13 protein-coding genes are annotated in these 12,688 nt (G+C 55.8%); 11 read left to right on the forward strand and 2 right to left on the reverse strand.

Annotation, left to right across the window (positions count from 1 at the left end; translation table 11 throughout):
* Nucleotides 1-76: 76 nt before the first annotated feature.
* The 10 genes from ACFX4O_RS20700 to ACFX4O_RS20745 all read left to right on the forward strand — a co-directional run bounded on the left by ACFX4O_RS20700 (nt 77) and on the right by ACFX4O_RS20745 (nt 7,587).
* Nucleotides 77-1,084, forward strand: coding sequence for a glycine betaine ABC transporter substrate-binding protein (locus ACFX4O_RS20700; protein WP_380210987.1), 1,008 nt, complete (start codon nt 77-79; stop codon nt 1,082-1,084).
* Nucleotides 1,081-1,851, forward strand: coding sequence for an ABC transporter permease (locus ACFX4O_RS20705; RefSeq protein WP_131407239.1), 771 nt, complete (start codon nt 1,081-1,083; stop codon nt 1,849-1,851). The genes ACFX4O_RS20700 and ACFX4O_RS20705 overlap by 4 nt, the downstream gene beginning before the upstream one ends.
* The gene (locus ACFX4O_RS20710; protein WP_380210989.1) at nt 1,851-2,630 is read left to right on the forward strand and encodes an ABC transporter ATP-binding protein; all 780 of its coding nucleotides are present in this window, start codon (nt 1,851-1,853) and stop codon (nt 2,628-2,630) included. Before ACFX4O_RS20705 ends, ACFX4O_RS20710 begins: the two co-directional genes overlap by 1 nt.
* 100 nt (nt 2,631-2,730) lie before the next feature.
* On the forward strand, nt 2,731-3,465 hold the full coding sequence (gene rlmB, locus ACFX4O_RS20715) for a 23S rRNA (guanosine(2251)-2'-O)-methyltransferase RlmB (RefSeq protein WP_131407243.1): 735 nt from the start codon (nt 2,731-2,733) through the stop codon (nt 3,463-3,465).
* A 127-nt stretch (nt 3,466-3,592) separates the two neighbouring features.
* A complete protein-coding gene (locus ACFX4O_RS20720) occupies nt 3,593-3,994 on the forward strand; it encodes a YjfI family protein (protein WP_380210991.1) in 402 nt (133 codons plus the stop codon).
* Between the two features lie 20 nt (nt 3,995-4,014).
* Nucleotides 4,015-4,713 (forward strand): PspA/IM30 family protein, encoded by a 699-nt coding sequence (locus ACFX4O_RS20725; RefSeq protein WP_380210993.1) that lies wholly within the window; start codon nt 4,015-4,017, stop codon nt 4,711-4,713.
* Nucleotides 4,713-5,372, forward strand: a complete 660-nt coding sequence (locus ACFX4O_RS20730) for a DUF2491 family protein (protein WP_380211097.1) — start codon at nt 4,713-4,715, stop codon at nt 5,370-5,372. The genes ACFX4O_RS20725 and ACFX4O_RS20730 overlap by 1 nt, the downstream gene beginning before the upstream one ends.
* Nucleotides 5,373-5,386: 14 nt before the next feature.
* Nucleotides 5,387-5,785, forward strand: a complete 399-nt coding sequence (locus ACFX4O_RS20735) for a DUF350 domain-containing protein (protein ID WP_380210995.1) — start codon at nt 5,387-5,389, stop codon at nt 5,783-5,785.
* Between the two features lie 9 nt (nt 5,786-5,794).
* On the forward strand, nt 5,795-6,421 hold the full coding sequence (locus ACFX4O_RS20740; protein ID WP_380210997.1) for a DUF1190 domain-containing protein: 627 nt from the start codon (nt 5,795-5,797) through the stop codon (nt 6,419-6,421).
* 2 nt (nt 6,422-6,423) lie between these two features.
* A complete protein-coding gene (locus ACFX4O_RS20745; RefSeq protein WP_380210999.1) occupies nt 6,424-7,587 on the forward strand; it encodes a glutathionylspermidine synthase family protein in 1,164 nt (387 codons plus the stop codon).
* Between the two features lie 40 nt (nt 7,588-7,627).
* Here the strand turns inward: ACFX4O_RS20745 and ACFX4O_RS20750 are convergent, their stop codons facing one another.
* Nucleotides 7,628-8,917 (reverse strand): MFS transporter, encoded by a 1,290-nt coding sequence (locus ACFX4O_RS20750; protein WP_380211000.1) that lies wholly within the window; start codon nt 8,915-8,917, stop codon nt 7,628-7,630.
* 193 nt (nt 8,918-9,110) lie between these two features.
* Between ACFX4O_RS20750 and ACFX4O_RS20755 the strand changes: the two genes are divergently transcribed.
* Entirely contained in the window at nt 9,111-10,730 is a 1,620-nt protein-coding gene (locus tag ACFX4O_RS20755; protein WP_380211002.1) for an isovaleryl-CoA dehydrogenase, read from the forward strand.
* Here the strand turns inward: ACFX4O_RS20755 and ACFX4O_RS20760 are convergent.
* Complete coding sequence (locus tag ACFX4O_RS20760) at nt 10,727-12,661, reverse strand: methyl-accepting chemotaxis protein (protein WP_380211004.1); 1,935 nt, start codon at nt 12,659-12,661, stop codon at nt 10,727-10,729. The genes ACFX4O_RS20755 and ACFX4O_RS20760 overlap by 4 nt on opposite strands.
* Between the last annotated feature and the right edge of the window lie 27 nt (nt 12,662-12,688).

Below are 12,688 nucleotides of genomic sequence, written 5' to 3' on the forward strand. Positions count from 1 at the left end.
GCAATAATTTGAATAAATAAAACGACAACCGCCCGATATAGTGTTTCAGCGCTAATTAAATCAAAGGTTAAATAAAATGAAAAAAAGTCTCTGCTTATTACTGGCAGCGGGTAGCTTATGGGCCAACGCCAGCTTCGCAGCAACACCAACAGAAGTCCGCGTCGCATACAGCGGCGGTTCGCAGGTATTAATGCTGGCGAAAGCCGACGGCTCACTGGATAAAGCATTAAACAGCAAAGTGCAGTGGGTGCAATTCGCCTCCGGCGCGGATGCATTAAATTATTTCGCCAGCAACGCCATCGATATTGCCAATTTCGGTTCCAGTCCGGCGACCGCCGGTATTGTGCGGAAATTACCCGTCGAAATTATTGGCGTTTCCGGTGTGATTGCCAGTTACGAACGCTTAATTGGCAAAGAGGGTATTCATCAACTTCGCGATATCGAAGGCAAACGCGTAGCCTACCCGCCGAATTCCACGGCGCAGTATGCGCTGGAAGCGGCGATCAGCGTCAATAAACTCGACCGCAGCAAAATCACGCTGCTGCCGCTGCGCCCGGCAGAAATGGTGGCGGCCTGGAAACGTGGCGACATCGATGCGGGTTATGTCTGGGCGCCGTTTGCGCAAGAGCTGGAATCATCCGGTGGGCATCAGGTCTTCGCCACCAAAGATCTCCAGAAAGACGGCTACCTGATTTACAACAACTACGTCGTGCGTAAAGCCTTTGCTGAACAGTATCCAGAAGCGGTGACCGCCTTCCTGCGCGTTCATCAGCAGAAAGTGGATGAATTTAAAAAGGATCCGGAACGTGCCGCCGCCATTGTGGCGAAAGAGGTTGGTGCGCCGGTCACAACCGCAGCGAATACGCTTGGCGGGCTGGAGTACCCGACGCTGAGCGAGCAGGGTACGGCGGCCTGGTTGGGTAACGGGACGCAAACCAGCGACAGCGGTATCGGCAAAGCGCTGAGCAAAACTTCTAACTTCCTTGCCGGGATCGGCGAAATCCGCAAACGCGATATTCCAGCCAACTGGGACAACGCTATCGACTCCCGTTACATTCGTGATGCGGCGGCAACGGCAAAATGAAATTGCGTCAACATATCGCCATCAGCGTGCTGTCGGTGGCGGTTTTCTTTGCGCTCTGGCAGATAGCGGCCACCCGGCAGTGGGTCGATCCGCTCCTGCTGCCATCGCTAACGGACATTGGGTTGACCGCCGAAGAGTTACTGGCCGATGGCTACCGCCAGGTACCGCTGTGGCAACATATCGCGGTTAGCCTGGCGCGCGCGCTTGGCGCTTTTTCGGTCGCCATTATCATCGGCATTCCGCTGGGCTTGCTGATGGGCTTATCCGAGGGTCTCTCCGCCGTGCTTAACCCGTTTGTGCAGTTTCTGCGCCCGCTGCCGAAAATCGCCCTTATCCCGCTGGCAGTTGTCTGGCTGGGGATTGGTGAAGCGTCGAAATTCTTTCTGATTTTCATCGCCACGTTTTTGAGCGTGGTGGTTGGCGCGAGCGCGGCGGTGGAACGCATTGGGCGCGCGCGAATTCGTGTGGCGCAAACGCTCGGCGCATCAAAAGGGCAGATCTTCCTGCGAGTGGTGCTGCCGGATGCGCTGCCGGAACTGTTTACCACTGTGCGGCTTTCTATCGGCATTGGCTGGACGTCGTTGATTGCCGCCGAAATGGTCGCCGCCAGTTCAGGCCTGGGCTGGATGGTAATAAACGCCAGTTCTTACTTACGTACGGATATCGTCATGCTCGGCATTCTGCTGCTGGGCGGCATTGGCTATCTACTGGATTTACTACTATTGGGGCTGCAACGCTGGTTGGTGCCCTGGGCGGGAAAAGAGTGATGACTGCGCATATCGCACTGGAAAAAGTGTCGCTAACCTTCGCGGCAAAACCGCAGCCGTTTACTGTGCTGGAGGATATCTCGCTGGCGCTGTCGCCGGGGGAATTTGTCGTACTGCTTGGCCCGTCGGGCTGCGGTAAATCCACCATTCTTAACCTGGTGGCTGGTTTTACTCGCCCGGATAGCGGGCAGGTGCTGGCGGGCGGCAAAGCGGTGCAGCAACCCGGACCATCACGGGGGATGATTTTTCAGCAACCGAATTTGTTTCCGTGGTTATCGGTGCTGGATAACGTCACCTTCGGTCCACGGCTTGGCAAACATCGCAAAGAAGAGGTCAATGCTCAGGCGCTGGACTGGCTGGCGCGAGTTGGCCTGAAAGGGTTTGAACACCACGCGGCGTGGCAGCTTTCCGGCGGCATGAAACAGCGTGTGGCGCTGGCGCGCGCATGGCTGCCAGGGCCGGATGTGCTGCTGTTGGATGAACCGTTTGGCGCGCTTGATGCCCAAACGCGCCTGATGATGCAGGAGTTACTGCGTGACGCCTGGCTGGAAACCCGCACCACGCTGCTTTTCGTCACGCATGATGTGGAAGAGGCGCTGTTTCTCGCCGACCGCATTCTGATTATGTCGGCGCGCCCAGGCAAAATAGTTGAAGAGATTACGCTGCCGTTTGGTCGCGAACGCGATATTGAAACGATTGCGGGTCATCCGCAATACAGCGAGATCAAGCAACACGTGCTGCACCGCGTCCGGCTGGAGGCAAAGCGGCACCTGAGTTAGCGGAGGTACTTTCTGCGGCGCGTGTCGGTTATAATGAGCGCAAGTGATGAGTGTCACGGCCCACATAACGCGGCGAAACCGCCCCAAATGAGTACCATCAATGAGTGAAATGATTTACGGCATCCATGCGGTGCAGGCCCTGCTGGAGCGCGCCCCGGAGCGTTTTCAGGAAGTGTTTATTCTTAAAGGCCGCGAAGACAAACGTCTCCTGCCGCTGATCCACGCGCTGGAAGCACAAGGCGTGGTGATCCAGGTGGCGAACCGCCAGTATCTGGACGAAAAAAGCGAAGGCGCGGTGCACCAGGGGATCATTGCACGCGTGAAACCGGGGCGTCAGTATCAGGAAAATGATCTGCCGGATCTGATAGCCAGCCTCGATCAACCCTTCTTCTTGATCCTGGACGGTGTAACCGATCCGCACAACCTGGGCGCGTGTTTGCGTAGCGCAGACGCGGCGGGTGTGCATGCGGTGATCGTGCCGAAGGATAAATCCGCCCAACTGAATGCCACGGCGAAAAAAGTCGCTTGCGGTGCAGCAGAGAACGTACCGTTGATCCGCGTGACCAACTTGGCGCGCACCATGCGCGTGTTGCAGGAGGAAAACATCTGGATTGTCGGGACGGCGGGCGAAGCGGATCATACACTGTTCCAGAGCAAAATGACCGGGCGCATGGCGCTGGTCATGGGCGCGGAAGGCGAGGGTATGCGCCGTCTGACGCGTGAGCATTGTGATGAGTTGATCAGCATTCCAATGGCGGGCAGCGTATCGTCGCTCAACGTTTCGGTAGCTACCGGCATCTGCCTGTTTGAAGCGGTGCGCCAGCGCGCACTTTAGGCTTCTAACGACCGGTAAAACCACCCTTATTCGGGTGGTTTTTTTTGCTCTGAAGACTGGTAGAATTTGCCGGCAGATATTTTCTCTTTTTTACTTTTATTGCGATGGAATAATCAGGGTATAAATAATGGCATGGACTGTAGAGACACTGAGCGCGGCATTATTGCAATCAACGACGCTTAATTTAACTATTCAACATGAAGCCGATGCGTTAATTATCAAGCTGGATGACTACGGCGATTTGCAATTAAATCTGTTACTGACTTCCCGGCAGATAATTATTGAAACCTATATTTGTCCTTTAAGTGAAATTAAACAGCAGGATGCTTTTAACGTTTTCCTGCTGCGCAATCAAAAACTCTTACCTTTATCTTCTGTTGGCATCTCGCCTGTCGGTGGGGAAGAGTATTATGTTGCCTTCGGCGCGCTGTCGCTTAACTCCTCGCTTGACGATATCCTGCTGGAAATCTCCACGCTTGCGCAAAACGCGCTGGATCTTGCTGAATTAACCGATGATTTTGCCCAATAACATTGTCAGGGAGTGGTTGTATGGGAATTTTAAAAAGCCTGTTTACGCTGGGTAAATCCTTTATTGCTCAGGCGGAAGAGTCGATTGAAGAGACGCAGGGTGTGCGCATGCTGGAGCAGCATATCCGCGACGCGCGCGCTGAGCTGGATAAAGCAGGTAAATCCCGCGTCGACCTGCTGGCACGCGTTAAGTTGAGCAACGACAAACTCAACGATTTACGCGAACGTAAGGAAAGCCTCGAAGCCCGCGCGCTGGAAGCGATGGCGAAAAATGTGGACGCCGGTTTGCTGAATGAAGTCGCCAGCGAAATCGCCCGTCTGGAAAATACCCTTGCGGCGGAAGAGCAAGTGCTGGCGAACCTTGAAAGGTCGCGCGATGCCGTTGAAAAAGCGGTGACCGCCACCGCGCAACGTATTGAGCAGTTTGAGCAGCAACTGGAAGTGATTAAAGCCACCGATGCGATGCAGCGCGCACAACAGGCTGTCACCACCTCTACCGTGGGCGCGTCCAACAATGTGGCAACGGCGGCAGAGTCCCTGAAACGCCTGCAGGCGCGTCAGGCTGAACGCCAGGCCCGACTGGACGCGGCAACGCAGCTTGAGAAAGTGGCAGACGGGCGCGATCTTGATGAAAAACTGGCGCAGGCAGGTATTGGCGGCAGTGATAAAACCTCTGCACAGGATGTGCTGGCGCGTCTGCAACAGCAACAAAAACCGTGATGCTCTCTTTTCTGAAAAATCTGCTGGGGCGGCCTGATGCGGCGGCCCCGGTAAGAGGGCCGCTTGGGTTGCATCTGCACGCGGGTTTCACCATCGATACGCTGCTGTTCCGCCTGTGCGAAGACGATTTGCTGGTTCAGCTTCCCGGCGAAGAGTACACCATTGGCGCGTGCGGGTCGTTCGATCTCGGCGCCGGATGCATGATTCATCGCTACTACACAACGGGCGATGAGTTCCTGCAAATCAGCACCTCCGGTGGCCTGGAAACGCACAACATTGATGACATCAAACTGTTTGTGTATGAAGAGAGCGCGGGGGTTTCCGGTGAAAAAGCCTGGCGCGATATGCTGAGCGCAAAAGCGATGGGGCAGCCCGCGCTACGTTGGCGCGATTGCCAGTGGCAGCGCGTGTTTAACGCTGAAGAGCGGGGCGATATCGAACCGGTTTATACGCTGGAAACCGTCAACAACCACGCTGGCGCAAGCTGGGAAGTGCACAATTTTATGATGGCGTACCAGCGCGAAGTCACCACTGACGTGTTCGAATATTTGCTGTTAAACGGCGAAGAGACCTTTAATGCGCAAAACCAGCCGGAGTGGATCTACTCGCGCGCGCTGGGGGTGGATATTCCCCTGACATCCTTAAAGGTCATTGGTTAATTATGGGAGTAGACATGCATATTCTGGGATCGCTACTGGCGTTTTGCTCTTATTTCTTTATTGGCATTGCGATGGTGCTCTGTTTTCTTTTTGTTTATACGCGCATTACCCCACACGATGAATGGCGATTAATTAAAGAGAACAATGTCGCCGCCTCGTTAGCGTTTAGTGGTTCGCTGCTGGGCTATATTATTCCGCTCTCGAGTGCTGCCATTAACTCGGTGAGTATTCCGGATTATCTCATCTGGGGTGTTATTGCGCTGGTGGTGCAATTACTTGTTTACGGCGGTGTTCGTCTTTATATGCCGAAACTGAGTGACAAGATAATTAATAGCGATACTGCCGCCGGGTTATTTATGGGTGCGGCGGCACTGGCGGGCGGGATTTTTAATGCTGCCTGCATGACGTGGTAATGGAACATCATGGCCAGAAAGCGATCAAATCGGCAAAAAAATCCTATCCTTTCGCCTGCGCAGAACCGCGCCCGGCGGCCCATTTTCACCCAGCCGAAAGAGCGTAAAAGCGGGCAGTACCTGACGCTGGCGATTATGGGTGGCGCAGCTTTTTTTGCTTTAAAAGGCTGCAACGATCATAAAGACGATAACGACGGTGACGGGGTGTATTACACCTCGCAGCAGGATTGTGTTGACGACGGTAACACCGCGCAGGTGTGTAACGATGCGTGGAATAATGCGCGCATGAACTTTGAGCAAGAGATCCCGCGCAATATGTCGCAGCCGTATTGCGTACAGCAATACGATAATTGCTACTACGACAATATTGGCCAGCGCTGGATGCCAGTGCTCAGTGGTTTTCTGCTCAGTAAAGCCTTGCGTAAAGACCGGGATGAGCAATACAGCTACAGCAGCGGCGGAAGTACCTACGCTTCCCGCCCGGTGTGGCGCAACCGCGACGGAGATTACAGCTGGCGCTCCGGTGGAACCAGCAGTGCGAGCAGCCATTATGGCTACACCACCAAAAAGGCAACCACCTCATCACGTGGCGGTTTTGGGCGCTCTTCCAGCGCGCGCGGAAGCTGGGGAGGCTAACGATGCTGCGTCATGATGTTGCTGTGCGCCCGGACCTTGAGCGGATCGCCCACGACCACGGTTTTGACTTCCATATCATTGATAACGAAGTTTACTGGGATGAGAGTCGCGCTTACCGCTTTACGCTGCGCCAGATTGAAGAGCAGATTGAAAAGCCGACCGCTGAACTGCATCAAATGTGCCTTGAGGTAGTGGATCGCGCCGTGGCGGACGAGGCGATCCTTCGCCAACTGGCGATCCCGCCGCTGTACTGGGATGCGATTGCCGAAAGCTGGCGTAACCGCGATCCGTCGCTCTACGGGCGGATGGATTTCGTCTGGTGCGGCAAAGACCCGGTGAAATTGCTCGAATACAACGCCGATACGCCGACGTCGCTGTACGAATCGGCTTACTTCCAGTGGCTGTGGATGGAGGATGCGCGGCGTAACGGTACGCTCCCGCGCGACGCCGATCAGTACAATGCCATTCAGGACAAGTTGATTGCCCGTTTCGCCGAAATCCAGAGCCGTAATCCGCTCTACTTCTGCTGCTGTAAAGGAACCGAGGAAGATCGCGGCACGGTGCTCTATCTTGAGGATTGCGCCCGCCAGGCTGGCCTCGATACGCGGTTTATTTATATCGAAGATGTTGGGTTGGGGCTGGGCGGTGTATTGACGGATCTGGATGATAACGTCATTCGCCAGGTGTTTAAGCTCTACCCACTCGAATGGATGATGCGCGACGAAAACGGCCCATTGCTGTGTAAACGCCGCGAGCAGTGGCTGGAACCGTTGTGGAAAAGCGTGCTCAGCAATAAGGGGCTATTGCCGCTGCTGTGGCGTTACTTCCCCAATCATCCGAACCTACTGCCCGCCTGGTTTGACGGGGAAAAACCACAAATCGCGGCGGGAACGAGCTATGTGCGCAAACCGCTGTTTTCCCGCGAAGGTGGCAATGTCACCCTCTTCGACGGGGCGCATAACGTGATTGACCATGAAGAGGGCGACTACGGTGAAGAACCGATGATCTACCAGGCTTTTCAGCCGCTGCCGCGCTTTGGCGACAGCTACACGCTGATTGGCAGTTGGGTGGTAGACGATGAAGCCGTTGGCATGGGCATCCGCGAAGATTGCACCCTGATTACCAAAGATACGTCGCGGTTTGTGCCGCATTACATCGCCGGGTAATGCACCGCCCGGCAAGCGCAACGCTGCCGGGCAACGAACGTTACTCTTCGAGCGAGCGCAAATGGTCATCTTTTTTGAGCGTCATCAGCGCCACAATGCTGACCAGCGCCGTTGCCATTACGTAATAGGCCGGGATGTCGACATTGCCCGTCTCTTTGATAAGACCGGTGATGATTAACCCCGCGCAGCCGGAGAAAAGCGCGTTCGACAGCGAATACGCCAGCCCAAGCCCGGTATAGCGCACGCGGGTTGGAAACATCTCCGCAAGCATCGCCGGACCTGGCCCTGCCAGCATACCGACCAACCCGCCTGCCACTAGCACCACCACCGCTTTTATCGCCAGCGTGCTTGATTCCGCCTGCAAGATTTTCAGCAACGGCAATGCCAGGATCAGTAGCAGCGCAGTGGCAATCACCATCACCGCGCGACGCCCGATGCGATCGCTCAGGATGCCGGAGGGAATAATCGTCAGCGCAAAGCCAATATTGGATATCACCGCAATCAGTAGTGCCTGATTAAAGCCCGTGTGCAGCGCCGACTGTAAATACGCGGGCATGATAACAAGGTAGGTATAACCGGCGGCAGACCACACCATCACCCGGCCAATACCCATAAAGATGGCTTTAAACGTGTCGTTGAGCCGGGCGCGTTCGGCAACGGGGTGCGCCTGCTGTTGCACAAAACTAGGCGTCTCTTCCATGCTCACCCGAAGCCACAGCGCGACAACGCCCATCGGCAGCGCAAGGAAGAAGGGGATGCGCCAGCCCCAGTCATGCAGTGCTTCTGGCGTCAGCAACGCGGAAAGCAGCGCCACAATTCCGGCACCTGCCAGCAGCCCCAGCGCCACGGTAAAAGATTGCCATGCGCCATACAGCCCGCGTTTGCCGCGCGGCGCGAACTCCGTCATCAGCGATACTGCGCCACCGTATTCGCCCCCGGCAAACAAACCCTGCAAAATGCGCAAACCGGTGATGATGAGCGGCGCGGCGATGCCAATGCTGGCGTACACCGGGACAAGACCAATTGCGGCAGTAGCCAGCGTCATCATCACCAGCACGATGATCAGTGTCGGTTTGCGACCAATCCGGTCACCGATACGGCCGAACACCATTGCCCCCAGCGGGCGAAAGAAAAAGGCGACGGCAAAGGAGGCGTAAGTCAGGATCAGGCTGGTCAGCCCCGTTTCGCCCGAGAGTTGAAAGAAATTCTTCGCAATAACGGTCGCGAGAAAGCCGTAGACCGCGAATTCGTACCACTCGATAAAGTTGCCGATCGAGCCTGCAATTAAAGCGCGCTTGTGCGCATTCGGTGCACGTTGGGAAGCTGGCATTGGGATTCTCTTTGGCAAGGTGAGAATAAATTATTCATCAATAATCTTATTCATGAAATATATTATTCTTATATTGTGTGAGCCGTTTCACGAATGATTGTCGCCAAATCGCGGCCTTGTGAGCCCACTCCCATGCAGCGTTCGCGCAGGCTGTCCATACTTATCTTCATTGCCATTGAAGGAGGGACACACGATGCACTGGCAGACTCATACCGTTTTTAACCAACCGATCCCGTTAAAAAACAGCAATCTTTTTCTCTCTGATCGTCCCCTGTGTGAGGCGGTAATGCGCGAAGGCGCGGCCTGGGACGCCGAGCTGCTCGCCAGCATTGGCCAACAATTGGGTGCGGCGGAATCGCTGGAGCTGGGAAGATTAGCCAACGCCAATCCTCCGGAGCTGCTGCGCTATGACACCACCGGCGAACGGCTGGATGATGTGCGTTTCCACCCTGCCTGGCACTTGTTGATGCAGGGGTTGTGCGCCAACCGGGTACATAACCTGGCCTGGGAAGAGGAGGCGCGCGTCGGTTCTTTTGTCGCGCGTGCAGCCCGGTTTGTGCTGCACGCCCAGGTAGAATCCGGCACGCTGTGCCCCATCACCATGACCTTCGCCGCGACGCCACTGCTGCAACAGGCATTGCCGAAACCTTTTCATGAATGGTTAAAACCGCTGCTAAGCGATCGTTACGATCCTCATTTAGCGCCGGGCAATCAGAAACGCGGCCTGCTCATCGGTATGGGAATGACCGAAAAACAGGGCGGAACGGATGTATTGAGCAACACCACCCGAGCGGAAAAAAACGGTGATGAATATCGGCTGGTGGGGCACAAATGGTTCTTTTCCGTGCCGCAAAGCGATGCGCATTTGGTGCTGGCGCAGGCCAAAGGCGGACTCTCTTGCTTTTTTGTGCCGCGTTTTCTGCCTGACGGCCAACGTAATGGTGTGCGGCTTGAACGCCTGAAAGAGAAACTCGGTAACCGCTCCAATGCCAGTAGCGAAGCGGAGTTTTGCGATGCCAGCGGCTGGTTGCTTGGCGAAGAGGGCGATGGCGTGCGGCAGATCCTCAAAATGGGCGGGCTGACGCGCTTTGATTGTGCGCTGGGGAGCCATGGGCTGATGCGCCGGGCTTTCTCCGTTGCGCTGTATCATGCGCACCGGCGACAGGCGTTTGGCAAAAATCTGGTCGATCAGCCGCTTATGCGTCATGTTCTGAGCCGGATGGCGCTGGAACTGGAGGGGCAAACCGCCATGCTGTTTCGCCTTGCCCGCGCATGGGACAGCCGCCGCAATGAGCAAGAAGCGCTCTTTGCACGCCTGTTTACGCCGGTGGCTAAATTTGCAGTTTGTAAGGGCGGGATCCCGTTTGTCGGCGAAGCGATGGAAGTGCTTGGCGGTATCGGTTATTGCGAAGAGAGCGAATTACCGCGCCTGTACCGCGAGATGCCGGTCAATAGCATCTGGGAAGGCTCCGGCAACGTCATGTGCCTGGACGTGCTGCGCGTGCTGGGCAAACAGCCGGGCATAGTGGATTTGCTCAGTAACGATTTTGCGGCGGTGAAAGGGCAGGATCGCCATTTTGATCGCGCATGGCGGCAGCTACAACAGCGGCTACGCAGACCAGATGAAACGCAGGGAAGGGAGATAACGCAGCTGCTCTGGCGGCTGGGAACAGGGGCGCAAATGCTGCGCCACGCGTCGCCGCCGATGGCGCAGGCGTGGTGCCAGATGATGCTGGATACCCGTGGCACGTCGCCGATTGGCGAGCAGGTACAAAACGACCTGCTGCTACGCGCCACGGGTGCGGCAAATTAATCCATCTTCAGGCGGAACAGGCTTACCAGCTCACTCAGGTGTGCGCCTTTTTCCCGCAGCGTGCGGGCGGTTTCCTCACTTTGCGAAACGCGCCCGGCGTTGACATGCGTGGCATCGCCAATGTGCGTCATCGCAAGGTTAACCTGGTTGATTCCCGCTGATTGTTCGCGGGAAGCATGGTTGATTTCATGCACCAACTGGTTGATCTGATCCATGTGGCTGATGATCGATTGCATGGCAACGCGCGTGGCTTCTGACTGGGAATGTCCTTCGCCCACTTTTTTCAGCGTATCGCCAATCAGCGCTTCAATCTCTTTTACCGCGTTGGCACTGCGCGCGGCCAGGGCACGAACTTCCTGAGCAACCACGGCAAACCCTTTGCCGTGTTCGCCCGCACGCGCAGCTTCCACCGCGGCGTTCAGCGCGAGGATATTGGTCTGGAAAGCGATGGATTCAATCACGTGGGTAATGTCGGCAATACGCTGCGATGCTGCGCGAATGTCTTCCATTGTCGCCACTGAGTGATCGACGGTTTTGCCGCCTTTTTGCACCGCGTCGGTAGTTTCATTCACCAGGCTTTGCGTCTGTTCCATGTTGGCTGCGTTTTGCTGCACGGTGGCGGCAAGCTGCTCCATGCTGGCGGAGGTTTCCTCCACGCTGCTGGCCTGCTTATTGATCTGCTCGCTGATCTCGCCGCTGTCAGCGGCCAACGCGTTGGTGCCGAGGTTAATTTCGGCGGCGGATTCGCGCACCTGTAACACAATCTTGTGTAACCCATCGCCAATGCCGTTAATGGCCTCGATCAACTGACCCACTTCATCATGACGATCAACCACCAGCGTGGCGCGCAGGTCGCCTGCCGAATACTGCTGAGCGAGTTCAATAACGTTACGCAGCGGGCGGCTGAGCCAGCGGCGAATGATAACGACAAACAGCACGGCGAACAGCAGGGAAACTACCACGCCAGCCAGCAGGAACTGGTTACGCATGGTGGTGACATCGCGCAGCAGTACGGCTTTGTCGACTTCGCCCACTACTGTCCAGTTCCAGCCGGGCAGTGCGGTGTAAGACATCAGCAGTTCGCGGCCGTCTGCGCTCTGGCGCGCCAGCGTACCGCTGTTGTTTGTCAGCAGGGTTTGCAGATCTTTTTCATCCCACTGCGGGCGTTTGCCTTCCTCGGTATCGTGGAACAGATAGTTGCCGTAGTTCTTGCCTTCGTTGCGATCAAGCACGAAGAAATGGCCGCTTTCACCCAGCTTTCGACCCAGAATTTTATTGCGCATCACCTCCCACGAACGGGTGATATCGACGCCAACAAACAGAATGGCAATGGTGTTGCCGCTGGCGTCTTTTACCGGTTGGTATTGGGTGATGTAGCGTTTGCCAAACAGCATCGCCAGCCCGCGATAGACTTCACCTTTCATTACTGGCGCAAATGCCGGGCTGGCTTTATCCAGCTTAGTGCCGATGGCGCGATCGCCATTCTCTTTGCGCAGTGATGTGGCGACGCGCACAAAGTCGTCACCGCCGCGCACGAATAGCGTAGCGATAGCACCTGTACGGTTGAGGAAATCGTCCGGGATAGCATTGTTGTTATGCAGTTCGGTATCGCCGCCTTTGAAGAGCGGTACATCAATACCGTTAATCTCACGGCGCTGCTGGGGATCAACCGCGAGCGGCTGTGGCAGAAAACTGCTGAACAAGCGCGTGTAGCTCTCCACCTCATCACTGAGACTACTGTTGAACATTTCAACCATATCCACCACTCCGCTGGATTGGCTGTGCAAGTCTTCCATGGCCAGCGTTTCCAGCTGTTGGCTGGCTTTATTGCTCATCAGAAAAGTGAATAAAAGGAAAAGCGTTGCAACGCTTGCGCCAGTCAGAAGTGACAATTTTGCACCGAGACCGGCGCGACGAAAAAAGGCGCTCATAATTTGTCCGTTGTTCTGTGTATGAGG

It is taken from the genome of Kosakonia sp. YIM B13571, from assembly GCF_042788095.1.
GTDB lineage: Bacteria > Pseudomonadota > Gammaproteobacteria > Enterobacterales > Enterobacteriaceae > Kosakonia > Kosakonia quasisacchari.